This is a genomic window from Streptosporangium sp. 'caverna' (genome assembly GCF_003203775.1).
Classification (GTDB): Bacteria; Actinomycetota; Actinomycetes; order Streptosporangiales; family Streptosporangiaceae; genus Streptosporangium; species Streptosporangium subroseum.
In genome coordinates this window covers 10,084,477-10,108,144 of record NZ_CP029711.1, presented here as the reverse complement: position 1 = coordinate 10,108,144, position 23,668 = coordinate 10,084,477, and the positions used below count along the sequence as shown (strand labels likewise).

At 69.7% G+C, this 23,668-nt stretch carries 25 protein-coding genes; 8 read left to right on the top strand and 17 right to left on the bottom strand.

Annotation, left to right across the window (positions count from 1 at the left end):
* Positions 1 to 4: 4 nt before the first annotated feature.
* On the bottom strand, positions 5 to 376 hold the full coding sequence (locus DKM19_RS43625) for a ClpX C4-type zinc finger protein (RefSeq protein WP_110704440.1): 372 nt from the start codon (positions 374 to 376) through the stop codon (positions 5 to 7).
* Positions 377 to 524: 148 nt separating this feature from the next.
* Here DKM19_RS43625 and DKM19_RS43620 point away from each other — a divergent pair, with 148 nt between their 5' ends.
* Complete coding sequence (locus DKM19_RS43620; protein ID WP_239513912.1) at positions 525 to 1,160, top strand: TetR/AcrR family transcriptional regulator; 636 nt, start codon at positions 525 to 527, stop codon at positions 1,158 to 1,160.
* A 64-nt stretch (positions 1,161 to 1,224) separates the two neighbouring features.
* On the top strand, positions 1,225 to 1,809 hold the full coding sequence (locus tag DKM19_RS43615) for a DUF1707 domain-containing protein (protein ID WP_110704438.1): 585 nt from the start codon (positions 1,225 to 1,227) through the stop codon (positions 1,807 to 1,809).
* Between the two features lie 346 nt (positions 1,810 to 2,155).
* Here DKM19_RS43615 and DKM19_RS43610 read toward each other — a convergent pair whose 3' ends face one another.
* The 12 genes from DKM19_RS43610 to DKM19_RS43550 all read right to left on the bottom strand — a co-directional run bounded on the left by DKM19_RS43610 (position 2,156) and on the right by DKM19_RS43550 (position 14,218).
* Entirely contained in the window at positions 2,156 to 3,283 is a 1,128-nt protein-coding gene (locus DKM19_RS43610) for a LysR substrate-binding domain-containing protein (protein WP_110704436.1), read from the bottom strand.
* Between the two features lie 172 nt (positions 3,284 to 3,455).
* Positions 3,456 to 4,628, bottom strand: a complete 1,173-nt coding sequence (locus tag DKM19_RS43605) for a glycine C-acetyltransferase (RefSeq protein WP_110704434.1) — start codon at positions 4,626 to 4,628, stop codon at positions 3,456 to 3,458.
* Complete coding sequence (gene tdh, locus DKM19_RS43600; RefSeq protein ID WP_110704432.1) at positions 4,628 to 5,656, bottom strand: L-threonine 3-dehydrogenase; 1,029 nt, start codon at positions 5,654 to 5,656, stop codon at positions 4,628 to 4,630. The genes DKM19_RS43605 and tdh overlap by 1 nt, the downstream gene beginning before the upstream one ends.
* Before the next feature lie 473 nt (positions 5,657 to 6,129).
* Positions 6,130 to 7,017 (bottom strand): pirin family protein, encoded by an 888-nt coding sequence (locus DKM19_RS43595; protein ID WP_110704430.1) that lies wholly within the window; start codon positions 7,015 to 7,017, stop codon positions 6,130 to 6,132.
* A 379-nt stretch (positions 7,018 to 7,396) separates the two neighbouring features.
* Positions 7,397 to 8,479, bottom strand: a complete 1,083-nt coding sequence (locus tag DKM19_RS43590) for an SPFH domain-containing protein (RefSeq protein ID WP_110704428.1) — start codon at positions 8,477 to 8,479, stop codon at positions 7,397 to 7,399.
* A gap of 4 nt (positions 8,480 to 8,483) precedes the next feature.
* Positions 8,484 to 8,918, bottom strand: a complete 435-nt coding sequence (locus tag DKM19_RS43585; RefSeq protein WP_110704426.1) for an NfeD family protein — start codon at positions 8,916 to 8,918, stop codon at positions 8,484 to 8,486.
* Positions 8,919 to 9,220: 302 nt separating this feature from the next.
* Positions 9,221 to 10,357 (bottom strand): fumarylacetoacetase, encoded by a 1,137-nt coding sequence (gene fahA, locus DKM19_RS43580; protein ID WP_110704425.1) that lies wholly within the window; start codon positions 10,355 to 10,357, stop codon positions 9,221 to 9,223.
* Positions 10,357 to 11,418: a hypothetical protein gene (locus DKM19_RS51340; RefSeq protein WP_204358493.1), complete on the bottom strand. Its 1,062-nt coding sequence runs from the start codon at positions 11,416 to 11,418 to the stop codon at positions 10,357 to 10,359. Before DKM19_RS51340 ends, fahA begins: the two co-directional genes overlap by 1 nt.
* Positions 11,415 to 12,584 (bottom strand): homogentisate 1,2-dioxygenase, encoded by a 1,170-nt coding sequence (locus DKM19_RS43565; protein ID WP_110704423.1) that lies wholly within the window; start codon positions 12,582 to 12,584, stop codon positions 11,415 to 11,417. Before DKM19_RS43565 ends, DKM19_RS51340 begins: the two co-directional genes overlap by 4 nt.
* 159 nt (positions 12,585 to 12,743) lie before the next feature.
* Positions 12,744 to 13,196, bottom strand: coding sequence for an iron chaperone (locus DKM19_RS43560; protein WP_110704421.1), 453 nt, complete (start codon positions 13,194 to 13,196; stop codon positions 12,744 to 12,746).
* A 223-nt stretch (positions 13,197 to 13,419) separates the two neighbouring features.
* Positions 13,420 to 13,713 (bottom strand): alpha/beta fold hydrolase, encoded by a 294-nt coding sequence (locus DKM19_RS43555; RefSeq protein WP_110704419.1) that lies wholly within the window; start codon positions 13,711 to 13,713, stop codon positions 13,420 to 13,422.
* A complete protein-coding gene (locus tag DKM19_RS43550) occupies positions 13,628 to 14,218 on the bottom strand; it encodes an alpha/beta fold hydrolase (RefSeq protein ID WP_110704417.1) in 591 nt (196 codons plus the stop codon). The genes DKM19_RS43555 and DKM19_RS43550 overlap by 86 nt, the downstream gene beginning before the upstream one ends.
* An 85-nt stretch (positions 14,219 to 14,303) precedes the next feature.
* Between DKM19_RS43550 and DKM19_RS43545 the strand changes: the two genes are divergently transcribed.
* Positions 14,304 to 15,032: a TetR/AcrR family transcriptional regulator C-terminal domain-containing protein gene (locus DKM19_RS43545; RefSeq protein WP_110704415.1), complete on the top strand. Its 729-nt coding sequence runs from the start codon at positions 14,304 to 14,306 to the stop codon at positions 15,030 to 15,032.
* A gap of 223 nt (positions 15,033 to 15,255) precedes the next feature.
* On the opposite strand, the gene DKM19_RS43540 is transcribed toward DKM19_RS43545, so the two are convergent.
* From DKM19_RS43540 to DKM19_RS43530, 3 genes are all read right to left on the bottom strand, one after another.
* Complete coding sequence (locus DKM19_RS43540; protein WP_110704413.1) at positions 15,256 to 16,488, bottom strand: cytochrome P450; 1,233 nt, start codon at positions 16,486 to 16,488, stop codon at positions 15,256 to 15,258.
* 93 nt (positions 16,489 to 16,581) lie between these two features.
* Positions 16,582 to 17,976, bottom strand: a complete 1,395-nt coding sequence (locus tag DKM19_RS43535) for an NAD(P)/FAD-dependent oxidoreductase (protein ID WP_110704411.1) — start codon at positions 17,974 to 17,976, stop codon at positions 16,582 to 16,584.
* Positions 17,966 to 18,211 carry a ferredoxin gene (locus DKM19_RS43530; RefSeq protein WP_110704409.1) on the bottom strand — a complete coding sequence of 82 codons (246 nt, stop codon included), beginning with the start codon at positions 18,209 to 18,211 and terminating at the stop codon, positions 17,966 to 17,968. Before DKM19_RS43530 ends, DKM19_RS43535 begins: the two co-directional genes overlap by 11 nt.
* A 567-nt stretch (positions 18,212 to 18,778) precedes the next feature.
* Here DKM19_RS43530 and DKM19_RS50280 point away from each other — a divergent pair.
* From DKM19_RS50280 to DKM19_RS43510, 4 genes are all read left to right on the top strand, one after another.
* Positions 18,779 to 19,009, top strand: coding sequence for a hypothetical protein (locus DKM19_RS50280; protein WP_162641154.1), 231 nt, complete (start codon positions 18,779 to 18,781; stop codon positions 19,007 to 19,009).
* On the top strand, positions 18,984 to 19,889 hold the full coding sequence (locus DKM19_RS43520) for a helix-turn-helix transcriptional regulator (protein ID WP_110704405.1): 906 nt from the start codon (positions 18,984 to 18,986) through the stop codon (positions 19,887 to 19,889). Before DKM19_RS50280 ends, DKM19_RS43520 begins: the two co-directional genes overlap by 26 nt.
* Before the next feature lie 264 nt (positions 19,890 to 20,153).
* Positions 20,154 to 21,098 carry an RNA polymerase sigma factor SigJ gene (gene sigJ / locus DKM19_RS43515; RefSeq protein WP_110704403.1) on the top strand — a complete coding sequence of 315 codons (945 nt, stop codon included), beginning with the start codon at positions 20,154 to 20,156 and terminating at the stop codon, positions 21,096 to 21,098.
* Positions 21,099 to 21,321: 223 nt separating this feature from the next.
* Positions 21,322 to 21,735 carry a hypothetical protein gene (locus tag DKM19_RS43510; RefSeq protein ID WP_204358492.1) on the top strand — a complete coding sequence of 138 codons (414 nt, stop codon included), beginning with the start codon at positions 21,322 to 21,324 and terminating at the stop codon, positions 21,733 to 21,735.
* A 53-nt stretch (positions 21,736 to 21,788) separates the two neighbouring features.
* Here the strand turns inward: DKM19_RS43510 and DKM19_RS43505 are convergent, their stop codons facing one another.
* Positions 21,789 to 22,421: an IclR family transcriptional regulator gene (locus DKM19_RS43505; RefSeq protein ID WP_110704401.1), complete on the bottom strand. Its 633-nt coding sequence runs from the start codon at positions 22,419 to 22,421 to the stop codon at positions 21,789 to 21,791.
* Between the two features lie 106 nt (positions 22,422 to 22,527).
* Here DKM19_RS43505 and DKM19_RS43500 point away from each other — a divergent pair, with 106 nt between their 5' ends.
* Positions 22,528 to 23,634, top strand: a complete 1,107-nt coding sequence (locus DKM19_RS43500) for an FAD-binding oxidoreductase (RefSeq protein ID WP_110704399.1) — start codon at positions 22,528 to 22,530, stop codon at positions 23,632 to 23,634.
* Positions 23,635 to 23,668 lie beyond the last annotated feature (34 nt).

The window sequence follows — 23,668 nt, the reverse complement described above, 5'->3', positions numbered from 1 at the left end:
CGCGTCACTCCTCGCCGGAGAACCGCTCCCATGCGGACTGACGGGTGATCCCGAGAGCCTCCCCGATCCTGGCCCAGGTGACGCCGCGCCGACGCAGTTCCTGCACCCATGAGCGCAGGTCGGCCTCGGCCTGGTCGATGTGCGCGGCGACGCGCGGAATGTGGCTCAGCATCTCCTCGTCGGCCAGCGACTGCCACATGGGCACGGGCGGTCCCGCGGGACTGCCGTGGCTCCCGTCGATGATCGACGCGGACAGGGCCACGCACTCGTTGCAGATGTAAACGCCGGCGCCGGCGACCAGCTTGTCGACCTCGGTGGACGGCTTGCCGCAGAAGGAACACCGAGCGAGTTCGGTCAGGGTGTCAGGTTGTGTCACAGCGCACTCCTCAGTTGTCAGGGATTCCCTGACATATTAGGCCGTCAGGGAATCCCTGACAACTCTTATGAGTGCGCATCGCCTCTTCGACATGGCCCTCTCTGGCGCGGCGGCAGTCTGTTGTCCATTGGAGAATAGGCTGCCGCTCATGACAACCAGACGGCGCAGGCGCAGTCCCGAGGAGTCGCGCGCGGAGCTGCTGGCGGCGGCGGCCCGACTGATCAGGGAACGAGGCCCGGACAACGTCAGCCTGAGGCAGATCGCCGAGGCCGCCGGTGTCGCCCATGGGCTCGTGACCCACTACTTCGGCACCTATGCCGCCCTGGTCCGTGAGGTGTTGACGGCCGAGAACGATCGCATCGAGGAGCGGGTGCGCGAGCAGATCCGGGCCGAGCGGGACGTGCCGACCGCGGCGGGGATCATGGGAGTGCTGTTCGGCACCCTGGCGGACGAGCGCTACCTGCGCCTGTTCGTCTGGGCCGAGATGCACGCCGACTACCGGGGGGCCGCACGGCCGGAGCTGGTGGAGCTGATCGACGCGATCGAGGCCGGCATCCGCGCCGCGCTGGCGGGACGGCCCGTTCCGAGCCGGTCCCGCATCGAGGCGGTGGCGCTGATCGGACTGTCGGCGGCGTACGGGTTCGCCATCGGCGGGCAGTCGTGGCTGGCGGGCATGGGGCATGATCCCGACGATCCGGCGCACGAGGCGGCGTTCCGTGGCCAACTGGCCACGATGCTGGGGGCTTACATGGTGGAGGAATCCGGGCTGGAGCCCGCCGGATGACTTATTCTCCACTTGGAGAATAGACTGGCGTCAGTCGCACTGATCGAACGGACAGGACTGACGCATGGTTGACCATCCGGGCCCCTCGGCAGACCAGCGGGTGCGAGCCTCCGACAAGGATCGTGACCGTGCGGCCGAACGGCTGCAGACGGCCGCCGCCGAGGGACGTATCGAGCTGGGCGAGCTGGACCAGCGGCTCACCGAGGTCTACGGGGCCAAGACCCGGGCCGAGCTGGAGCGCGTGGGCCGCGATCTTCCCGAGCCCAGCCGCACGGACACGCTGGTGGTGAAGGACGAGCCCAACTCCCGCTTCGCGATGAGTGTGTTCGGCTGGTTCACCCGTACGGGCCAGTGGGTCGTCCCGCGCGAGTTCACGTCGTTGTCGATGTTCGGCGGCGGCGAGATCGACCTGCGCGACGCCCGCTTCACCGGCCACGAGATCCGGATCCGCGTCTTCGCTCTCTGGGGTTACGCGGAGGTCGTCGTTCCCGACGACGTCGAAGTCGAGGTCAGGGGCTTCGGCCTGTTCGGGGTGTTCGACAGAAGCGCCGTCCGCAGGAAGCGGGGGGCGCCACGGGTCGTCATCAGCGGTCTCGCCTTGTTCGGCGGCGTCGGCACAAAAACCAAGGCGGCACGGAAAGCGTCCTGACCACGAACGGGCGACGGTGTTCCGCTGTCACTACCCCGGTGGCCGGCCGTGCGACGACGTCGCCTCGATTCGGCTCCGGCCGGACCGTCTGGTGCGAGCTTCCCACTGATCCACAGCCCTTGGACGAGTGCCCCATCGGGACGTCCGCTCCGCGATCTCCGGATGACCCCTCTTCCTGAATGCCCGCCCCTCCCTCATTCGGATGAGAATCACGGTTCCCGGCGTCCGCTGGAAGCCATCGAGACCACCCCGGTGGGTAGCGGCACACGGGTCCTCTCCCCCGGAAGCCTGTGACATGCGCCGTTAGCTCATCTTCCCCGCTGGAGCATCCCGCCGGGGGTTTCCATTACAGGGACGGGGCCTGACGCAGGGCCGTTGCCGCGTCCTGGAGGGCGTGGAGCAGGGGGACGAGCAGGGGGTGGCGTTCCGCGCCTCGCCGTACGGCGGCGAAGACGCGGCGTTTCGGGCCCGGCACCGGGCGGATCACCACGCCGGACAGGTCGGTGCCGCGCAGGGCGAGCCGGGGCACCATCGCCACCCCGGCCCCGGCGGCGGCCAGCGCGACGACGGCGCTGAAGTCGTCGGAGGAGTGGGCGAACTCGGGCGTGAATCCGGCGTGCTCGCAGGCGAGCGCGATCACGTCGTGGCAGGGATTGCCCGGATAGGGGCCGATCCAGATCTCGCCGGACAGGTCGGCGACCGACAGCGTCCTGGCGTCGCGCTCGGGGGCCGGCGGCGTGACGACCGGCAGTGCTCTGGCGTCGTGCTCGGGGGCCGGCGGCGTGACGACCGGCAGTGCCCTCGGGTCGTGTGTCGAGGCCGATGACGTGTCGACCGGCGCTGTCCCGGCGTCATGTTCCGGGATCGGTGGCATCCCCGCATCGCGTTCCGGAGCGGGCGCCACCTCTCCGTCGTGATCCGGGACGGCCGCCAGGGGATGGTCCCGGGGAAGCACGATGTCGAACGGCTCGGAGTAGAGAGGGATCCGGGACAGTCGCAGGTCGTCCTCGGCGGGTGCCCCGCGATATTCGACGGCGACGGCGACGTCCACCGCGCCGTCCAGGACCATGGTGAGGCTCTGGTCGCCCTCGGCGTCCAGGACCCGCACCTGGATGCCCGGCTCCTTGTCCCGGAGCGTGTCCATGGCCGGCGCCACGACCAGCCCGATCGCGGTGGCGAAGGAGGCCACCTTCACCTCGCCCGCCGTACCGGTCGTGTAGGCGGCGATGTCGGCCCCGGCCCGCTCAAGCTGGGCGAGGACCTCGTTGGTGTGGCCGAGAAGGATCCGGCCGACGGCGGTCAGCCGTACGCCTCGGCCGTCGCGTTCGAGCAGGCGGTGACCCACCTCGTGCTCCAGCGCGACGAGCTGCTGGGAGACCGCCGAGGGGGTCAGATGGAGTGCGGCGGCCGCGGCGGTGACCGTCCGATGGTCGGCCACCGCGCGCAGTGTCCTGAGCCGCCGCGTGTCAATCACGCCTCCATTGTCGCGGAGGCGGGAAACCACTCGTCGTACGGGTTCCGGAAGGCCACCCGCCGCCCCTGGTTCGGAGCTGGTTGCCCGCTCCGGCTTCTGGGCGGTGGTTGCCGTACGGGGTCGGGGCTGGATGACCCGGCCCTCCGAAGAGCGTCGCCGTACGGGCCGGGGATTACCCGCGTGCGGCGATGAACGCCTCCACGGCCCGGTCCACGTCCTCGGTGGAGTGGGCCGCCGAGAGCTGGACCCGGATCCGGGCCTGGCCGGACGGGACCACGGGGTAGGAGAAGCCGATGACGTAGATGCCCCGCTCCAGCAGGCGCTCGGCCATCGCGGAGGCCTCTGCGGCGTCGCCGATCATCACGGGGACGATGGGGTGGTCACCGGGCAGGATGTCGAACCCGGCCTCGGTCATCTTGGCGCGGAACCGAGCGGTGTTGGCGCGCAGGTGCTCACGGGCCTCGTTGGAACCGCTGATCAGGTCGAGGACGCGCAGGGACGCGGCGGCGATCACCGGCGCGAGCGAGTTCGAGAACAGGTAGGGGCGGGAACGCTGGCGGAGCAGCTCGCAGATCTCCTTGCGCGCCGCCACGTAGCCGCCGCTGGCCCCGCCGAGCGCCTTGCCGAGCGTGCCGGTGATGATGTCGACCCGGTCCATCACGCCGTGCAGCTCGGGGGTGCCCCGGCCGCCGTCGCCGACGAAGCCGACCGCGTGCGAGTCGTCGACCATGACCATGGCGCCGTAGCGCTCGGCCAGGTCGCAGATCTCGTCCAGCGGCGCGACGTAGCCGTCCATGGAGAAGACGCCGTCGGTGACGATCAGTTTGCGCCGGGCGTCGGCGGACTCCTTGAGCCTCGCCTCCAGCTCGGCCATGTCGCGGTTGGCGTAGCGCAGGCGGCGCGCCTTGCTCAGGCGGATGCCGTCGATGACGCTCGCGTGGTTGAGGGCGTCGGAGATCACCGCGTCGCGGTCGTCGAGCAGCGTCTCGAACACGCCGCCGTTGGCGTCGAAGCACGAGCTGTACAGGACCGTGTCCTCCTGGCCGAGGAAGTCCGACAGCCGCGCCTCCAGCTCCTTGTGCACCTCCTGGGTGCCGCAGATGAAGCGGACCGACGCCATGCCGAAGCCCCAGCGGTCCAGCGCCTCCTTGGCGGCGGCCACGACCTCGGGATGGTCGGCCAGGCCCAGGTAGTTGTTGGCGCAGAAGTTGAGCACCTCTCCGCCGCCGGCGACGGCGATGCCCGCGCGCTGCGGGGTGGTGATGACCCGTTCGGGCTTGAGCAGTCCCGCCGCGGAGATCTCGTCCAGGGTCGCGCGGAAGTCGTCGCGGAGATTGTCGAACATCAGGCGGTCCAATCCAGGATGATCTTGCCGGTCTTACCGCTCGCGGCGGTGTCGAAGGCCGCGTCGAAGTCGCGGTAGGAGAAGCGATCGGTGATCACGGGGGAGAGGTCGAGGCCCTTCTCCAGAAGTACGGACATGGCGTACCACGTCTCGTACATCTCCCGGCCGTAGATGCCCTTGATGGTGATCATCGAGGTCACGATCGTCGCGAAGTCGACGGCGAACTCCTCGGCGGGCAGCCCGAGCATGGCGATCTTTCCGCCGTGCGACAGGTTGGCGATCATGTCGCGGAGCGCCTGCGGGTGCCCGGACATCTCCAGGCCCACGTCGAAGCCCTCGCGCATGCCCAGCCGGTGCAGGCCTTCCGTGACGGACGTCTCGGCGACGTTCAGCGCCAGGGTGACGCCGAGCTTGCGGGCCAGCTCCAGCCGTTCGGGGCTGACGTCGGTGATGACCACGTTGCGGGCGCCCACGTGCGTGGCCACCGCGGCGGCCATCAGCCCGATCGGCCCGGCGCCCGTGATCAGCACGTCCTCGCCGACCATCGGGAACGACAGGGCGGTGTGTACGGCGTTGCCGAACGGATCGAAGATCGCGGCGACGTCGAGGTCCACCGGCATCCGGTGCACCCAGACGTTGGAGGCCGGAAGCGTCACGTATTCGGCGAAGGCGCCGTCACGGTTCACCCCCAGCCCGATCGTGTTGCGGCACAGGTGCCGGCGCCCGGCCATGCAGTTGCGGCACTTTCCGCAGACCAGGTGCCCCTCGCCGCTGACCAGATCGCCGGGTGAGATGTCCTCGACCCCCGGCGCCACCTCGACGACCTCGCCGCAGAACTCGTGCCCGATGATGAGCGGTGTCCGCAGCGTCTGCTGCGCCCACGCGTCGAAACTCCGGATGTGCAGGTCCGTGCCGCAGATCCCGGTGCGCAGCACCTTGATCAGCACTTCTCCCGGCCCGACGACCGGCTCCGGCACGTCCACCAACCACAGGCCGGGTTCGGCCCTCTCCTTGACCAGCGCCTTCATCAAAGATTCCCCCTCGGCTCCGACTTTACGCACTGTGCCCGGTGTGCTCAGAAGGTGTCCATCGCGCTTTTCTTAACCCTGCCCACAGTGCTGCTTCACATTCCGCCTGCTGGGACTCCAGGTTCAGGGGTGAGGGGACGGATTCGAGGGGACCCTGACCGCTTGCGGTACGGACTGAGCTGCGGGGACTCCGGATCCGGCTGTGAGGAGGGCGGTCTCGACGGCATCCCGGACGGTTGGGGGACGGACGAGCCGCAGGGCTTTGGAACCGGCGCGGGGAGGGTGGGTCAGAGGGGGATGCGGCCGGTCGGGGGCAGGCAGAGCCGCGGGGCTCTTCGCAGGGAGCCCCGCCCTCACGACGGGCCGTGCACGGTCACGCGTGTTTCAGGTGCGCGATCTACACGTGTGTTTCACATGCGCCGGTCACGCGTGTTTCAGGCGTGCGGTCTACACGTGTGTTCCACGTGCGCCGGTCACGCGTGCTTCAGGCGTGCCTGGCGAGGCACGGCGCCGAACTTGCCGGCGTGGAAGTCCGCGAACGCCTGCGCGATCTCGGTGCGCTTGTTCATCACGAACGGCCCGCCCATGGCGATCGGCTCGGCGATCGGCCGGCCGCTGTAGATCATCAGCTTGACCTGCTCTCCGCGGTCGGCCGCGGCGAGCCGCAGAGTACTGTCCTTCTGGGTCCGGCCCAGCGGGTCGGACCAGGCGATCTGCCCTGCCCAGACCACGCGTCCGGCCACGCGGGCCTCGCCGTTGATCATGTACGCGAACGCCCGGTGGTGCGCCGGCAGGACGTATTCCAGCGTGGCGCCGGGATCGAGGGTGACCATCGCGCCCTGCACCGGCCAGTGGTTCAGCGCGGGTCCGCTCACGCCGCCGAGGGTGCCCGAGATGAGGTCCACGGTTGCCCCGGGGCTGATGATCTGAGGCCGGGCCGCCGCCAGAACGTCCTGGTATCGGGTGTCGACCATCCTGGAGCGCGCGGGCAGGTTCAGCCACAGCTGCAACGTGTGCGCATGTTCGTTGCGGTAGGCCAGCTCGCGATGGATGATCCCGCGTCCGGCCGTCATCCACTGGACGCCACCGGCCTGCAGTGCGCCGACGTTGCCGGCGTTGTCACCGTGTTCGAGGACTCCGTCCAGGACCGTCGTGACGGTCTCCAGCCCGCGGTGCGGATGCCATTCGAAGCCCGGGGAGGAGAACCAGTCCTCGCTCAGGACCAGGAACGGGTCGGTGCGCACGGGGTTGGTCGGCGCGATGATGATCGCCTTGTCGTCGACCTGGGCGTCGTGCCCGATGCGCTGCTTGGTCTCGACCCGGTCGACGGTGCGGCCGCGGGCCTGTGTCTCGATGGTCATTGTCCGTCCTCCGGATCGAGATCGTCCCGACCCGCTGTGCCCGGCGTGATGTTGTTGAAATCTAAACTACATCCTGTGCCTGCCGAGCGCGCCGGGACAACCTGGGACGTGCCGCCGGAGTGCGTCGAGGGCGTCGTCACCCGGGGGCATGGACCACCGTGAAGCGCTCGAACCCGGTGCTCTGGGACGTGCAACGAAAGGGCGTCAAGGGCCTGGATCACTGTGAGGCGCTCGAACCCGGCGTCCTGGGACGTGCAGCCGGAGGGCGTCGAGAATATAGATCACCGTGAAGCGCTCGAACCCGGTGTCTCCGTCCTCGCCGCAAGGACGGAGACACCGGGTGAGCCGCGGAATCCGTCATCGGAACCGCGGGAAGGGATCAAGGCGTGGCGCGGTGGCGGTTCTCCTGCAGGTCGGCGAGAGGGTCGGCGTGGGCGGCGGCCCCGGAACCGAGCTGACGGAGACCGGAGTCGGTCTCGGCGGCTTCGGCGACCGCCTCTGCCGCGGCCTTCTCCGCCTCGGCGGACTCCCTGGCGGCCGTCTCGCTGATCTCAGGAACCTCACTGGCCTCGCGGGTGGCGGCCGAGCGGGGAAGGACCTCGGTGAAGGCCTTCGAGACGCCCTGCAGAGCGGAGGTGACCTCGCTGGGAATCACCCAGAACGTGTTGCCCGGGCCCTTGGCGAGCTCCGGCAGCATCTGCAGATACTGGTAGGCCAGCAGCTGCGGGTCCGGGTCGTTGCGGTGGACCGCCTGGAAGACCTCGTCGATGGCCTGGGACTGACCCTGGGCCTTGAGGATCGCGGCGCTGCGGTCACCCTCGGCGCGCAGGACCGCGCTCTGCTTGTCACCTTCGGCGGTGAGGATCTGGGACTGTCGCTGGCCTTCGGCGTTGAGGATCGCGGCGCGCTTGTCACGCTCGGCGCGCATCTGCTTCTCCATCGCCTCCTTGATGCTCTTGGGCGGGTCGATGGCCTTGATCTCCACCCGGTTCACCCGGATGCCCCACTTGCCGGTCGCCTCGTCCAGCACGCCCCGGAGCTGGCTGTTGATCGTGTCGCGGGAGGTGAGGGTCATCTCCAGGTCCAGCGAGCCGACGACGTTACGCAGGGTGGTGACCGTGAGCTGCTCGACGGCCTGGATGTAGTTCGCGATCTCGTAGGCCGCCGCCCGAGGGTCGGTGACCTGGAAGTAGAGCACCGTGTCGATCTCGACGACCAGGTTGTCCTCGGTGATCACCGGCTGCGGGCGGAAGGAGACCACCTGCTCGCGGAGGTCGATCATCGGGTAGACCCGGTCGATGTAGGGGATCACGAAGCTCAGGCCCGGCTTGAGCGTGCTGTGGTAGCGGCCGAGCCGCTCCACGTTGCGGGCACGGGCCTGGGGGACGATGCGCACCGAACGGACCACCGTCAAAACGGCGAACAATACGATGAGCAGTCCGACAATCAGGAATGCATCCATAGGGTTACTCCCGGGGATATACGAGCGCGGTGGCGCCTTCGATCTCGATAACGTCGACGACCGCTCCCGCAGGAATCACTAGCGTCTCGTCGTATGCCTTGGCCGACCATTCCTCCCCGCCGATCTGTACTCTTCCCTCCCGGCCGTTCACCTCGCGCAGGACGTAGGCGGTTTTGCCGACGAGAGCCTGGATCCCGAAGCGCTTGCTTGAGGGCTGGAGCTTGAGGTGTCGTTTGGCGATGGGCCGCACCACGACCACTCCGGCGACCAGGGAGGCCGTGAAAACCAGAAGCTGCAGGGGGATCGGCAGGCCGAGAAGGGCGGCGACGGAGGTGAGCAGCGCTGCGCCGCCGAGCAGGCCGAGAGCCGTGGTCAAGGTGAAGAGTTCCGCGACGCCCAGTACCACCGCGAAAATCAACCAGATGATCCAGTCATCCATGCTCCGGCCCTCCTACTACTCATTGAACGGGGCGGGCGTCCGAGAGGTTCCTTCCTCTACCGTATGTCGTTATTCGGATGCCCGTCGGGGGTTGCCGCGTCGCGATTGCGAATCGGTTCTCCCGCCGTTCCCGGCGGGGTTTTCCGATCCGCCCCGGCTCCGTTTCCCCGTTTTCCCGGTTCGATCTCCCGGTCCCCGCCGCCCCGGTTTCGCGGCCGCTCTCGAACCGGTGAAATTCACCGGCATCCGCCTCCGTTCCACCCGTCGGTGATCGAGCGGGCACGTTGGGTCATGTCACGGGCCTATCTGGCGGGCACGACGGTTCCCGACACCTCGCCCAGAGTGATCACGGCCCCTCCGGGACCGGGGGCGGTCGCGGAGATCGTGACGGTGTCGCCGTCCTCCAGGAAGGCCCTGGCCGAGCCGTCGGGCAGTTTGAGCGGCTCGGTGCCGTTCCAGGTCAGCTCGATCAGCGACCCCCGCTCTCCCGGCTCGGCGCCGGAGACCGTACCGCTGGCGTACAGGTCGCCGGTGCGCAGGGACGCGCCGTTGACGGTCATGTGGGCGAGCATCTGGTCGGGCGTCCAGTACATGTCCCGGTACGGCGGGCGGGAGACGACCTCGCCGTTGATCGCGACCTCCAGGCTCAGGTCGAGCCCCCACGGCTCCTGACGGCGCAGGTAGTCGTGCGGCTCGGGATCCTGTTCCCTGCCCGCGACGCGGGCCTGCGACAGGGCCGCGAGCGGGGTGATCCACGGTGAGATCGAGGTGGCGAAGGACTTGCCGAGGAAGGGACCCAGCGGGACGTACTCCCAGGCCTGGATGTCCCTGGCGCTCCAGTCGTTGACCAGTGTCACACCGAACACATGGTCCTCAAAACGGCCGGCTCGGTCGCCGAGTGCGGTCGGCGTGCCGACGACGAACCCGACCTCCGCCTCGATGTCGAGTTTGGACGAGGGCCCGAAGATCGCCGCGCCGCGCTGCCCGGAGGGCCTGACGATCGGGGTGCCGGACGCGACGACGGTCCCGGCCCTGCCGTGGTAGCCGACCGGCAGATGCCGCCAGTTCGGCTTCAGCGGCTCCTCGTTGGGGCGGAACATCCGGCCGAGGTTGGAGGCGTGCTCCAGCGAGCAGTAGAAGTCGACGTAGTCGGCCACCTCGATCGGCAGGTGCAGCGTGACCTGGTCCAGCGGGATCAGGTGCGGCTCGACCGCCGCCTGGTCGGTGCTCAGCTTGCTCTGGATCACGGCCCGGGTGTCCCGCCACGCGGCGGGGCCCCTGGACAGGAAGGCGTTGAGCGAACCGGTGGCGAACACCTCGTCGTGCAGGGCTCCGGCGAGGTCGACCACGTGGTCGCCGTACCGCACGCCGACGCGGGGGATCTCACCCTCGTTGCGGGAGAAGACTCCGTAGGGAAGGTTCTCCAGGCCCCAGGACATCAGGCGTTCTCCTCTGTGTTGATGCTCGCGTCGGACCTCTGCCGGTCCTGGGGATCCACGCCCACGGCCTCGGACGGCCACTGAGCGATCAGACCGAGGGCCACCAGGTCCTCGATCGGGGTTTGTGTGCTGCACGAGCCGTACGACACCAGCAGACTCCTGGCCCGCCCGGCGGTGTCATCCGGTACGGCCTGCGCCAGCCGTACCAACTCGCCGACGTCGGTCAGCTTCAGCACCGGCACCGGGTCGCGGCCCTCGACGGCCGCGCAGACCGCGAGGACCAGGTTGAGGAAGCCGTGCCGGTCCACCCCCAGCGCGGGGTCGAAGTGGCGGACCGCGTTGTGCAGCCCGGCGGTCGCCTTGAACGGGATCCCGTGCTCGACGCAGTGGGTGATGGCGGCGCCCAGGTCATGGGCGGTGGGGAAGGCGTCGGCGGTGAGCCCGCCGCAGCGGAACTTCAGTCCGGGCCGGGCGGCGTCGTGGGGCGAGGAACCCGGCGGGGCGGCGTGGGACGGAGAGTCCGGGCTTGGCCGGGTGTCGTCGTGGGGGGAGGAACCCGGCGGAGCGGTGTCGTGGAGCGGGGACGCGTGGTTCCCGGGGGGGACCTCCACGAACAGCCGGGCTCCGCCGGGTAGCAGGGGGTTCAGCCGTTCGGACACGGCTGTGGGTGAATCGCCGGGCGGCTGTCGTACCTCGACAAGCTCGACGGCGACGTCCCCGGGCGATGGGACGTCCGGGGTGTCCAGGATGAGCCCGAGCCGGATCGGGAAGGTCAGGTGGGCACGGAGTTCCGCCAGGCGGCTGGCCGGGCAGAGAAAGCGATGGGTGAGCACCGGGTTGTTCCCGGCCAGATCGGTCCTGTGCCGCTCCAGAGCCTCGGCCATCGGCAGGGAGGTCGGGGGGAACAGCCCGGCATCGTCGACGAGGCCGTGGAAGAGCCGGCCCGAGCCCGTACCTGTGCCCGTTGTCGTACCTGTACCCGTGCCCGTTGCCGTACCCGTGCTCCTTGTCCTGTCCGTGTCCGTTGTCGAGCCGGAGCCCGTCGGGGCCGCGTCCGTCATCGGGCCCACGTCCACGCGTAGGCGGAGTCCTCCACGGACAGTCCCGCGGGACCCAGGTCCAGCGGGCGGAAGGTGTCGACCATCACGGCCAGCTCGCTCGTCTGAGTGTGCCCCTGCCGTACCGCCTCGATGACCGCCTCGACGGCGCCCGGCTGCGGGCCGTGCGTGAACCCGGCCGGGTGCAGCGAGATCGAGCCGACGTCGATGCCCGAGCCCTTGCGCGCGGTGTAGTCACCGCCCGCGTAGAACATCAGCTCGTCGGAGTCGACGTTGTGGTGGTTGTAGGGGATGGGGACGGCGTCGGGGTGGAAGTCGAGCGGCCGGGGACAGAACGAGCAGATCACGAAGTTCGGGCCCTCGAAGGTCTGGTGCACCGGCGGCGGGGCGTGGGTGCGCTTCACGACGGGCTCGAAGTCGTTGATGTTGAACGCGTAGGGGTAGAGGCAGCCGTCCCAGCCGACCACGTCGAACGGGTGGTTGCGGTAGACCAGCCGAGTCAGCCCGCCGCGCGTGCGGACCAGCACCGGCACCTCCTCGCCCTCGACGATCAGAGGCTCTCCCGGGGAGCGCAGGTCACGCTCGGAGTAGGGCGCGTGCTCCAGGAACTGGCCGTACTTGGACAGGTAGCGCTTGGGCGGCCGGATGTGTCCCGCCGCCTCGATGGTGAAGGCCGTGACGCGGCCCTGGGGAACCCAGCGGTGGATCGTTCCGGTGGGGATGACGACGTAGTCGCCCTCGCCGGCCTCGATCACCCCGTAGGTCGACTCGAACCTGACCCGGCCGGTGGCGATGTAGACGCACTCGTCGCCCATGGAGTTGCGGTAGAGCTCGCTGGGGGTCTCGGTCGCGGCGTACGACATGCGGACGTCGGCGTTGCCCGCCAGCAGCCCGCGCCCGGTGACCAGGTCGCCGCCGGTCGGCAGGTCCTGGGTACGGAGGTGGCGGGGGGAGAGCGGCAGGTTGGGGACCAGCGTGGTGCTCTCAGTGGGCGTGACCGCCTCGGCCTTGATGATCGCGGTGGGGAGATGACGGTGGTAGAGCAGGGACGAGTCGCTGGTGAAGCCCTCCTCGCCCATCAACTCCTCCGCATACAGGCCGCCGTCGGGCCGCCGAAACTGCACATGTCGCTTGCGGGGAATCTCACCCACGACGCGGTAGTACGGCATCCGCTTCTCCCTATTCTGTCCGCATATAGGACGCCAGCGTCCTTTATATGAACAACGATCTGTCAAGGGGGAGGAGATGTCAAACGTCCGCTGAGCGCCGGCATGAGCGCGCCCAGCGACTCGGCCCCATCCATAAGGAAGGCTTTCGGAACGAGCGCCTCAGCTCACCGCCTGCTTCACCAGCGCACTGATCCGCGCCTCCACCTCGGCCGTCACCTCGGTCAGGGCGAAACCGGCAGCCCACATCGTGCCGTCGTCCAGGTTCGCCTGGTCGCTGAACCCGAGCGTCGCGTAGCGTGTCTTGAACTTGGCCGCGCTCTGGAAGTGGCACACGATTTTGCCGTGCAGCGTGTAGGCGGGCATCCCGTACCAGAGCTTCGGCGCGAGGGCCGGGGCGCTGACGGTGATGACGGCATGGACGCGCTCGGCCAAGATCCGGTCCGATTCCTGCATTTCGGCGATCTTCGCGAGTACGTCCCGCTGCTCCTGCGCCGTCTTGTCGGCATGCGAGCTACGGCGCGCCGCCTTCTTCTGCTCCTGGGCATGGTCCTTCATCGCGGCTCGCTCTTCGGCCGTGAATCCCTGGTAGGTGCTGCTTTCGGTGCTGCTCATGGCGGATTCTCTCCTTGAGGATCTTAATTTTCGGGATCTTGAGAAGGGGCCTTGCTCAGACGGATGCGACCTCCCACACGAAGTGAGGCATGCCCTGTGGTCCACCGCCCGGCACCAGCCCGATGTGCTGGCCCTCAGCATCCGCCGGTTCACGAGGTCGTGCCGGTCATGGCGAGGTTTTGACATCGAGGCGCGGGCGCCCCCGGCGTACGGCGGCATCGGGTCAGCGCAGGACCCCGTCGGCGAGGGTTTCGATGATGCGGGCGACCTCGCCGGGGGCCGTCCTGTTGGCGGCATGACCCTGTCCGTGCATCACCACCTTTTCGGCGTGCGGCAGCCGGTGGGCGAGGGCGTCGAGCCGTTCGCCGAGATGGGCGGGGCTGCGATCGCCGGTGAGCAGGGTGATCGGAGTCTCGATCCGGGCGTAGGCGTCAAGGCGGACGCCCAGCTGGTCGAGCGCGTCGCTGTCGTCGAGCTGCCGCGGGAGGAGTGCGCGGTATCGGGGGCGGACGGCCACGTATGCCCCGCTCAACCGGGCGAGCCACGGGGGGGAGCCGGATGACGTCGCGCAGCCAGATCGCCATCGCTCTGCCGGGTCTGCCGGCGGCGAGCGCCGCCCTGGCCTGCTTGACCGCCTCGCCTCCCAGCGGAGGGCCGATCACCAGGGCCGGCTCGTAGAGGACCGCACCGGCGAACGTCGACGGCGAGGCCACCAGGGCCTCCAGCGCGACCACCGCGCCGGAGGAGTGACCGACGAGCAGGACGGGCTCGCCGATCACCTTCGCCACCGCGAGGACGTCGTCGACCTCCTGCGCGATCGAGAACGGTGAGCCGGCGGTGAGGTCCAGCCGATACTGGCGGCGGTGCAGGCGCACGACCCGGAAGCGCGCCGCCAGCAACCCGGCCACCTTCCCCCAGGTCCTCCCGTCGTCGGAGCCGGGGTGCAGGACGAGGACGGCCGGTCCCCGGCCCTCGTCGGCGGCGAGGACGTTGGTGCCGTCGGCCGATGTCGTTGTGATCATTGCTTCCACCTCGGTGGTCTCTCGGCGAGCCCGGTGCTTCCTTAGCAGTGCTAAGTTAAACTTAGCGCTGCTAAGGTGTCAATCGATGGCACAGAGCAGGCGGGCCGGCCTGACCCGGCAGATGATGATCGAAGCGGCGCTGCGGCTGCTCGACGAGGTCGGGCTGGACGGATTGACGGTGCGACGGCTCGCCACCGAGCTGGGTGTCCAGTCACCCGCGCTCTACTGGCACCTGCGCAACAAGCAGGAACTGCTCGACGGAATGGCCGACGCGATCGTCGTGGCCGCCGGGATGGGCCCGCCCCGCGACGGCGAGTCCTGGCAGGACTGGCTCGCCCGCCGGGCCCGTGCGTACCGGGAGTCCCTGCTCGCCCACCGCGACGGCGCCCGCATCGTCGCCAACGCCGCCCGGCTGAGCCCGGCGACGTTGAGGATGTTCGACGAGGAGCTGACCGCCATGGTCGGCCACGGATTCACCCCGTTGCTGGCGCTGCGCACGATCACGGCCCTCACTCACTACACCAACGGAGCCGTCCTGCAGGAGCAGGCCACCCGTCAGGAACGGACCGAGGGCCAGGAGCCCGCCGACGGAACGCCGAACCGGACCGAGGGCCGGGAGCCCGGCGACGGACCGCAGGACCGGATGGCGGCGATGGCCGAGATGCTCGACGGGGGCATGGAGGCGACCCTGCTCGTGGCGTTTCGCGAGGGCGGCGGTTCGTTCGGCGAGGAGACCTTCGAGTACGGCCTCCGGGCGCTGATCGACGGCACGGCCGCCGCCCTCGCCCTTCAACGCCCCGACCGACCTGTCTGAGCCGCCGGCCCCGGTCTCCCGGCCCGGCCCGGCCCGGCCCGACCTGGCCCGACCTGACCCGGGTCTGCGTACCATCGACCCCGCTCAGCATGAGCCGCCGACCGTCGTGGGAGCCCGCCGGCCCCGGATTCGCCGACCGGCGTACCATCGACCCCGCTCAACACCACGCGCGGCCTGAGCCGCTCCGCGAGCTTCCCGCCTTCGGACCCGTACGACTCCAGATCTATACGGAGAGATCGTCGAAGGCGATCGGGAGGTGACGTGGGCCGCGCAGGACGGGGTTCTGCCGGTACGGAGGCGGGTCGCTCACCAGCCGGGGGTTGCCGAGACGGCGGGCGAGCTCGGTCAGCGCGAGTTGCGCCTCCAGCCGCGCGAGAGGCGCGCCGAAGCAGTAGTGGATGCCGCTGCCGAAGCCGAGGTGCTGGTTGTCCTGGCGTTCGGGCTCGAACCGGTCGGGATCGCTGAAGCGCTGGGGATCCCGGTTGCCGGAGGCCAGGACGAGCCAGATGGGTGCGCCCCTGGGGATGGTGGTGCCCGCGATGTCGATGTCGGCGAGGGCGGTGCGCTGCGGCAGGAGCTGCACCGGCGGCTCGTAGCGCAGGAGCTCCTCGACGAGCGGGACGGCCAGGCCGGGATCTTCCCGCAGCCTCTTGAGGACGTCGGGATAACGCAGCAGCGTGAGCATCCCGTTGGTGATGAGGTTGACGGTGGTCTCGTGACCGGCGATGAGCAGCAGGACTCCGGTGGCGATCAGCTCCACCGACGTCATCTGCCCGTCGGGACCGTGGTCGAGGGCCAGCGCGGAGAGCAGGTCCTCGCCGGGCGTGCGACGGTGCTCCTCGATGAGCTCGGCGAGATACAGGCCCAGCTCGGATCGGGCCTGGTCGGAGGTGCGCTGCCGTTCGGCGGGACCCTCGGCCGGGTTGGGATCGAGGGCGGCGACGATCGCCTCGGCCCAGGCGTGGAAGCGCGGCTCGTCCTGGCGGGGCACCCCGAGGAGCTTGCAGATCACCGTCACGGGGAAGGGGTAGGCGAAGTCGTCGACGAGGTCGACCTGGTTCCTGCCCTGGAAGCCGTCGATCAGTTCGGAGATCATCTGCGCGAGCTCGCCGCGCATGTTGAAGATCCGCCGGGGGTTCTTCGGCGGCCCGAACGGGCGCGTCGCCAGGCGGCGCAGCCGGTCGTGCTCGGGAGGATCGAGCCTGATGAAGCTGACCGGCAGGCCCGGGTCCTCCTCCACGGGAAGGGCGCAGCCCGGCTGGGGAGTGCGGTTGCGCAGATCGGAGCTGAGCCGCGGGTCGTGCAGCAGGGAGAGGATCTCCCAGTAGGTGCTGACGGTGTAGACGCCGTCCTCCTGCCGTGCCACCGGCGTCTTACGGAGCTCGGCGTAGAGCGGGTAGGGATCGGCGCGGTTGGCGTAGTCGGTGATCTGCCGCAGTAGGGTGCCCGAAGTCATGGAAGTCCTTGAATATCCGGTCGGGACGCTCATCGTCGCGAATGTTCGGTCAGGACGCTCACCGTCGTGAAGGTCCGGTCGGGAAGCTCGTCGTCACGCACGGGCCGGGGTGAACGTGACCCGCCGGTCGCTGGGCGAGTAGCCGCTCAGGGTGACGGTGGGCCCGTGAGAGGGCAGGGAGGGATCCGGGAACTCGGCCGGGACCGCCCGCAGCCCTTCGGGGCGCCGGTCCACGTTGGCGAAGTCGAGCGGGAACGGCGCGGCCGACTCGATCAGTTTGCGGTAGAAGTCCAGCCACCTGGCCTGGTCGAAGGTGACGGCGGCGATGACGCGGCCCTGGAAGCCGTAGGCGGCGGCGAAGCGGTGCTCGGCGAGTGACCCCTGGGTGATCATGAGTTCGTCACCCATGGTCGGTACGCCGGTGGACTTGATGTTGACGCCGAACTGGGCGGACCAGAAGGCCGGAACCCACAGGTGCGGGAGGCGGTCGGGTCCGGAAGCGATCATGTTGTGGGCCGCGATCTCGGCCTGTGCGACCGCGTTGCCCCAGTGCTCCAGCGAGAGGAACTGGTACGCGAAGAGCGGGTGGGGCGAGCGGGCGACGTCCCCGGCGACGAAGATGTCGTCGGTGACGATGCCGTGGACGTCGAAGGCCCGGCACCCGGCGTCGCAGGCGATCCCCCGCGGGCCGGCGGCCACTCCGGATCCCGCGAGCCACTCGGTGTTGCGCATCGCGCCGAGCGCGACCACCGCCACGTCCACGTCCAGCGCGGTGCCGTCGGACAGATGGGCGCGCGTGAGCCGCCCGGCCGAGTCGCCTTCGAGCGCGGTGACCGTGATGAAGCAGCGCAGGTCGACGCCGTGCGCGCGCTGCAGCTCCGCCGCGACCGTGCCGATGACGCCACCGAGCGCGCCCACCAGAGGGGCGGGGCCGCGCTCGGCCACCGTGACCTCCAGTCCCCGCTCACGGCAGGCGGAGGCGATCTCGGAGCCGGTGAACCCGGCACCGATGATGAGCACCCGCCGAGGCCGGGCGGTCAGCCGCCGGTTCAACAGGACCGCGTCCTCGCTGGTGCGCAGGACGAAGACCCCGTCCAGGTCGGCCTCGGCCTCCTTCACCCACGGCCGGGCGCGGGTGCCGGTCGCGATCAGCAGGCGGTCGAACGCGACCTCCTCGCCGTCGGCCATCCGCACCCGCTTGCCGACCAGGTCCAGCCCCGTGGCGGCGACCCCGAGGCGCCACTGCGCGTCGATGGCGCATCGCCGGGGAAGGGGAGCGCCGTCCGCCGGCATGCGGCCCAGCAGGACCTGCTTGGAGAGCGGCGGCCGGTCGTAGGGCTCCTGAGGCTCGTCGCCGATCATGGTCAGCGACCCCGTGAAACCCTCCTTGCGCAGGGTCTCCGCGGCACGCAGGCCGGCCAGCGAGGCGCCCACGATGACGATGCGGCCGTGCCGTTTGAACACCTGCGCGGGTCCGTCAACCGACATGGACGTCCGCCTCCCTCGCCAGGGCGGGCTCGTCGGCCTGGTCGGCCCACTGGTCAACCAGGATGGCCTGGACCGGACAGGCGGCCGCGGCCCTCACGACGTGCTCGCGTTGCGCGTCATCGGCGTGAGGGGTGTACATCAGCGCTTCTTCACCGTGCATGGTGAACACATCCGGTGCGAGGAACGCGCACTGCGCGTATCCCTCGCACCGGTTGAGGTCGACGACGATCCGCATGAGGACCTGTCTCCCTTCAACGGGTTTGGCCATCGGGATGATGCCCACCGTAAGCCGCTGACCAGGGAAAAGGTCATCCGGAATCGCCGTGTTGCGCCTTTTGGGTCACCCTTTGCAGGACTCGTCCCAAAGGGAGGGCGATGGACGGCGCGTCAGAGTTTCCGGCCGACGGCGCAGAACTCGTCCACTTCGTGACCGATGTCTAGACCGGCGGGTCCGGTCCGCCACGGCGGGCACGAGGCCACTCCGGGTTCCACCGGTTCCCGGCCGCCGAGGAACCGGGAGATCTGCTCCGGCTCGCGGAGGAAGTGCGGAGTCGAACCGGCGTCGTTCCAGATGGCTGTCGCCTCGTCGAACTCCTTGCCGCGGATGACGTTGGTGCTGTCGGCGAGCCGAGAGGGCGAGGGAGGCTCTTTCCTTCGGTACCGGCGGTGGAGAAGACCTTTTTGTTGCTATCTTGCCGGTTTGCATCTGTTCCCGGGAGCCGTTTATTGCTCACTCCCCGCGTTTCCCGGAACCGCCAAGATCGCTTAATGAGGCACAATTAGGACAAAGGTGCAGTTGCCGATGAAGGCCATCGTCTCGGGTGCGGAGCGTTTTCGGCAACATTGCGGCAAGTCTCCGGGGATGCCTGGAAATCCCTCTCGCGATGCCCCGAAAAATGGCGAGAATGCCATGTCAGGGAACCCGTCTTCTCGGGCCGGGCCGGGAACGTGGAAGGCTTGGGGCGGCGAGGTGTCGGAAATGCACAGCTTCTCGACAAAGAGGGAGTATGGCGGCTATTCAGGACGCAAGTGATTTGTCCGACGACCGTGTCCTGGACTGCGATCATGCGGGGCCGACGGTGCTGCGGATGATGGTGGGCTTGCAGCTGCGCCGGCTGCGCGAGAGCGGCGGGATAACGTGCGAGAGCGCCGGAGAGTCGATCCGGGCGTCACACTCCAAGATCAGTCGTATGGAGATGGGCCGGACCGGATTCAAGCCGCGCGATGTGGCCGATCTCCTGACCCTCTACGGCGTCGGCGACGGCGCCGTACGGGAGAGCCTGCTCGCCATGGCCAAGAAGTCCAACGCGCCGGGCTGGTGGCACGCCTACGGTGATGTGCTGCCCGGCTGGTTCGAGGCCTACGTCGGGCTGGAGCAGGCGGCCTCGGTCATCCGCAGCTATGAGGTCCAGTTCGTTCCCGGCCTGCTGCAGACCGAGGACTACGCGCGCGCCACCATCCGGCTCGGCCACCAGAACGCCCCGAGCGCGGAGATGGAGCGACGTGTCGGCCTGCGGATGCGCCGTCAGCGGATCTTCGCCCGGCCTGACCCGCCCACGCTGTGGGCCGTACTGGACGAGGCGGCGCTGCGCCGCCCGATCGGTGGCGACGTGACGATGCGCGCCCAGATCCAGCACCTCATCGAGCTCGCCGAGCTTCCTCACGTCACCATCCAGGTGATGCCGTTCAGCGCGGGCGGCCACGCCGCGGCGGGGGGACCGGTCACCATCCTGCGCTTTCCCGAGAACGAGCTCCCCGACGTGGTGTATCTCGAACAGCTCACCAGCGCTCTCTATCCCGACAGGGAGGCCGACATCGAGGGTTACTGGCACGTCATGAACCGCCTGGTCGTCGAGGCCGAACCGCCGACCGAGACCTCCGCGCTTCTCCGGCGGCTGCTCAAGGAGACCTGAGACGCGCAGGCGGGTTCCCGGGAGACCCGACGGGCGTCGTACGGCGCCGGAAGCCGGCGACGTCCCCGCCGGGGTCGGTCACGTTCTCCCCGCGGACTTTCAACGGCGATCCGCATACGGGACGGGGGTAACCGGGCTTTCCTGCGTGCTGAATGGTGTCTCAGTAGTCCGACGACACAACCGCGGACGCGTCACCTCACATTCCGGAGGGTTGTGTCGTCGGTCTGGCGAGGGCAGACGCGACCAAGGAAAGTCGGCGACACCGTGACCACCCCATCCGAGCCGGGAGACGACCGGCTCGATCCGAGCCTGAGCGCGATCATGAGTGAGCGGCGTCAGCTGATCAATCTCGCGTATCGGCTCCTCGGCTCCCTGGCCGACGCCGAGGACGTCGTCCAGGAGACCTACGCCCGCTGGTACGCCATGTCCGGGCAGCAGCGGGAGGCCATCGAATCCCCCGGCGCCTGGCTGACGACCGTCGCCGGTCGCATCTGCCTCGACCTGCTCGGCTCGGCGCGGGCCCGGCGGGAGCGCTACGTGGGCCAGTGGATCCCCGAGCCGCTGCCCGACCGTACGGAGTGGACCAGCGGGCCGTCGGGTGGCAGTACGGCCGATCCGGCCGACCGGGTCACCCTGGACGAGTCGATCACCATGGCCTTCCTCGTCGTGCTCGACTCGATGACCCCGGCCGAGCGCGTCGCGCTCATCCTGCACGACGTCTTCCGCTACTCCTTCGCCGAAGTGGCCGAGATCGTCGGCCGCACCCCAGCGGCCTGCCGCAAGCTGGCCTCCTCGGCCCGCCGCCGCATCCGCGACTCACAGGCTCCCGCGACTCCGGCGGCCCGGCAGGCCGACCTCGTCAGGGACTTCAAGCACGCGTGGGAGGCCAAGGACATCGACGCCCTCATCGGCCTTCTCGACCCCGGTGCCACGGTGATCGCCGACGGGGGCGGCCTGGTCAGTGCCGTGCTCCGCCCGGTCGAAGGCGCCGAGCAGGTCGTGCGCTACGCCGTCGACATCGCCGGCAGGGTGCCCGACCTGACGCTCCTGGAGCGTACGGTCAACGGCCGGCCCGGTCTGGTGGCCCAGCAAGGTGGCGTCACCGTGATGGTGGTGGCGTTCGACGTCGCAGGCGACCGGATCAAGCACATCTGGGCCGTGCGCAACCCCGACAAGCTCCGGCCGTGGACGACGGGGCCACAGCACTAGGACCCACCCGGACGCGCGGCCGTCGAAGCACCCCGGCCGTTGGGGTGGCGACCTTCCTCGGTCGCGTCCGCCCTCGTCAGAGCGACGAGCCGACCCCGCGGAAGGTGAGGCCGGCGCGGCACCTCACATTCCCCGCGGTTGCGTCGTCGGACTACTGGGACACCATCCGGCCCGCAGATCATCGCCGGCTTCGCCCCGTCCCCCAGCCGTCAAGGAGTCACCCGTGTTGTTGCGTGCCGTGATCACTCTGCAAACCTTGGTCCTCTTCTCCGCGCCGATCACCGCCGGACTGCTGCTGTCATCGTCCGGCGGACGGGCGTTGCACAGCATTTCGGCGTACGGGGTGTTCACCGTGGCGGTGCTGCACCTGGTCACCGCGATCCTGCTGTGGCGGCCGGGCGGCGGCTCGCCCAGGCCCATCCTGTACGCGGCCGTGTTCATGGGGCTCACGCTGGCGCAGATAGCGCTGGGTATCGCGCACGTGAAGACCCTGCACGTCCCGCTGGGCGTGCTGATGTTCGGCATGAGCGTCCTTCAGCTCAGCCAGGTCTGGACCGGCCGCCGCACTCACGCGGCCGCCGCGGGCCGGAGGGGTGGCGACGTTCACGCGGTGCCCGACCATGTCGATCACCTGTGAGCCGGACGCGATGACGGCACGCCCGTCGTGATCAAGCAGTCTCGAACGCTCACTCAGGTCAGGGAGCGGGCGAGTTCGGCGGCGGCGCCGGCCACCCGGGGGCCGATGGTGCCGGGATCCAGGGGGGTGAAGGCGATCACGCCCACGGAGGCTTCGAGCCAGGGCAGGCCGGGGACGGGGGCGGCTATGCCGCGGGCGCCTTCCTGGAGCTGGCCCTCGGTGATCAGATAGCCGGTGCGGCCCTCACGCAGGGCGAGGATGGCGAGCCCGGCGGCGCCCCGGGCGAGGGGGTGGCGGGAGCCCTCGCGGTAGGCGACGTGCATGTTCGTCCAGGAGGGTTCGACCACCGCCACCGCCAGGCCGTCGTCTCCCTCGGCCACGGTGAGGTGCGCGGTCGCGCCGACCTCCTCCGCGAGCCTGCGCAGGGTGGGCAGGGCGCCGTCACGCAGCAGCGGTTGCACGGCGCGCGCCAGGACGAGGACGCCGAAGCCGAGGTGGACGCGGCCGTTGTCGTCGCGGCGGACGAAGCCCTCGCTCTGGAGGGTGGTGAGCAGGCGGTAGACCGCCGGGCGGCTCAGCTCCAGCTCGGCCGCGAGCTCGGTGGGAGTGCGGCCGCGGCGGCCGTCCGCGAGCAGGCGGAGCAGGCGGAGGCCGCGTTCGAGGGTCTGCGACGCTTCGGCCGCCATCAGGGCACCCGCTGGGCTGAGAGCATGCCCTCGATTATCGCCGGTGCTTGCGGTCGCGAGCCGGCGTGGCCCACGGTGGAGGTGTGATCTGGGGAAGGGGACGCCGATGAGGTCCGTCGTCATCGTCGGAGCGGGTATCTGGGGAACGTCGCTGGCGCTGCGGCTGGCGGAGTCCGGGTGGCGGGTCACGCTGGTCGAGCAGTACCAGCCGGGACACCTGCGGCAGGCGAGCGCCGGGGAGACGCGGCTGCTGCGGTCCGCGCACGGCACCGACGAATGGTATGTCCGGATGGTGCGGCGGGCCCGTGAGCTGTGGCGGGAGCTCGGCGACCGGGTCGGCGAGGAGCTGTACGCGGAGATGGGAATGCTCTGGTTCGCCCGGCGGGCTCAGGGGTGGGAACACTCCAGCGCCTCCGTTCTGGAGCGGCTCGGCATTCCGCACGAGATCTGGGACCCGGCCAGGGCGGGGACCGTCTTCCCGGACTTCCGCGGCGACGACCTGGAATTCGTGCTCTGGGAGCCCGAGGCCGGAGTGGTCAGGGCCAGGCGGGCCACGCAGGTGACGGCCAGGCTCGCCCTCGCCGCCGGGGTCGAGTCGGTCAGGGGGCGGGCGGAGCCGTACGGCGGGGCGGTGCGGGTCGGCGGGGAGGTGCTGCGTGCGGATCGGGTGGTCTGGGCGTGCGGGGCCTGGCTGCCCCGGCTGTTTCCCGGGCTCGTGGACCTCCAGGTCACCAAGCAGGACACGCTGCACTTCGCGGTGCCGGGCGAGTGGGACACCCCGGCGTGGGTCGACTACGACGCATCGATCTACGGGCACGGGGACGTCGACGGGCTCGGGATGAAGGTGTCGTCGGACGCCGAGGGAGAGCCGTACGACCCGGAGACCGGAGACCGGAGGATCTCGGCGGCGAGCGAGGACGTCTCGCGGGCCTACCTCCGGCGCAGGTTCCCGAGTCTGGCGGGGGCGCCCGTGCTGTTCAGCCAGGTCTGCCAGTACACCATCACGCGCGACAGCGAGTGGATCATCGCCCAGCCGGAGGACGGCGTCTGGCTGCTCGGCGGCGAGTCGGGACACGGTTTCAAGCACGCCCCGGCCCTGGCCGAGTACGTTGCGGAGATCCTTGAGGATGGTCGTGAGCCCGAGCCCCGCTTCGGTCTTCACGAGCGGATTCCCGCCCGTGGCCTGCGCACGAGCGGCCGGACCGATCAGTGATCGGCTGTCGTGACCGCGCACCGAACGGCCTCCG

Bases quoted from the DNA above. Each gene is read 5' to 3' on its own strand.
- DKM19_RS51340 (WP_204358493.1), bottom strand. From the start codon at position 11,418: ATGACGGACGCGGCCCCGACGGGCTCCGGCTCGACAACGGACACGGAC.
- DKM19_RS43620 (WP_239513912.1), top strand. From the start codon at position 525: ATGACAACCAGACGGCGCAGGCGCAGTCCCGAGGAGTCGCGCGCGGAG.
- DKM19_RS43615 (WP_110704438.1), top strand. From the start codon at position 1,225: ATGGTTGACCATCCGGGCCCCTCGGCAGACCAGCGGGTGCGAGCCTCC.
- DKM19_RS43540 (WP_110704413.1), bottom strand. From the start codon at position 16,488: ATGACTTCGGGCACCCTACTGCGGCAGATCACCGACTACGCCAACCGC.
- DKM19_RS43585 (WP_110704426.1), bottom strand. From the start codon at position 8,918: ATGGATGACTGGATCATCTGGTTGATTTTCGCGGTGGTACTGGGCGTC.
- DKM19_RS43565 (WP_110704423.1), bottom strand. From the start codon at position 12,584: ATGCCGTACTACCGCGTCGTGGGTGAGATTCCCCGCAAGCGACATGTG.
- DKM19_RS43500 (WP_110704399.1), top strand. From the start codon at position 22,528: ATGAGGTCCGTCGTCATCGTCGGAGCGGGTATCTGGGGAACGTCGCTG.
- tdh (WP_110704432.1), bottom strand. From the start codon at position 5,656: ATGAAGGCGCTGGTCAAGGAGAGGGCCGAACCCGGCCTGTGGTTGGTG.
- DKM19_RS43595 (WP_110704430.1), bottom strand. From the start codon at position 7,017: ATGACCATCGAGACACAGGCCCGCGGCCGCACCGTCGACCGGGTCGAG.
- DKM19_RS43605 (WP_110704434.1), bottom strand. From the start codon at position 4,628: ATGTTCGACAATCTCCGCGACGACTTCCGCGCGACCCTGGACGAGATC.
- DKM19_RS43520 (WP_110704405.1), top strand. From the start codon at position 18,984: ATGGCGGCTATTCAGGACGCAAGTGATTTGTCCGACGACCGTGTCCTG.
- DKM19_RS43535 (WP_110704411.1), bottom strand. From the start codon at position 17,976: ATGTCGGTTGACGGACCCGCGCAGGTGTTCAAACGGCACGGCCGCATC.
- DKM19_RS43560 (WP_110704421.1), bottom strand. From the start codon at position 13,196: ATGAGCAGCACCGAAAGCAGCACCTACCAGGGATTCACGGCCGAAGAG.
- DKM19_RS43590 (WP_110704428.1), bottom strand. From the start codon at position 8,479: ATGGATGCATTCCTGATTGTCGGACTGCTCATCGTATTGTTCGCCGTT.
- DKM19_RS43530 (WP_110704409.1), bottom strand. From the start codon at position 18,211: ATGCGGATCGTCGTCGACCTCAACCGGTGCGAGGGATACGCGCAGTGC.
- DKM19_RS50280 (WP_162641154.1), top strand. From the start codon at position 18,779: ATGAAGGCCATCGTCTCGGGTGCGGAGCGTTTTCGGCAACATTGCGGC.
- DKM19_RS43550 (WP_110704417.1), bottom strand. From the start codon at position 14,218: ATGATCACAACGACATCGGCCGACGGCACCAACGTCCTCGCCGCCGAC.
- DKM19_RS43505 (WP_110704401.1), bottom strand. From the start codon at position 22,421: ATGGCGGCCGAAGCGTCGCAGACCCTCGAACGCGGCCTCCGCCTGCTC.
- fahA (WP_110704425.1), bottom strand. From the start codon at position 10,357: ATGTCCTGGGGCCTGGAGAACCTTCCCTACGGAGTCTTCTCCCGCAAC.
- DKM19_RS43545 (WP_110704415.1), top strand. From the start codon at position 14,304: ATGGCACAGAGCAGGCGGGCCGGCCTGACCCGGCAGATGATGATCGAA.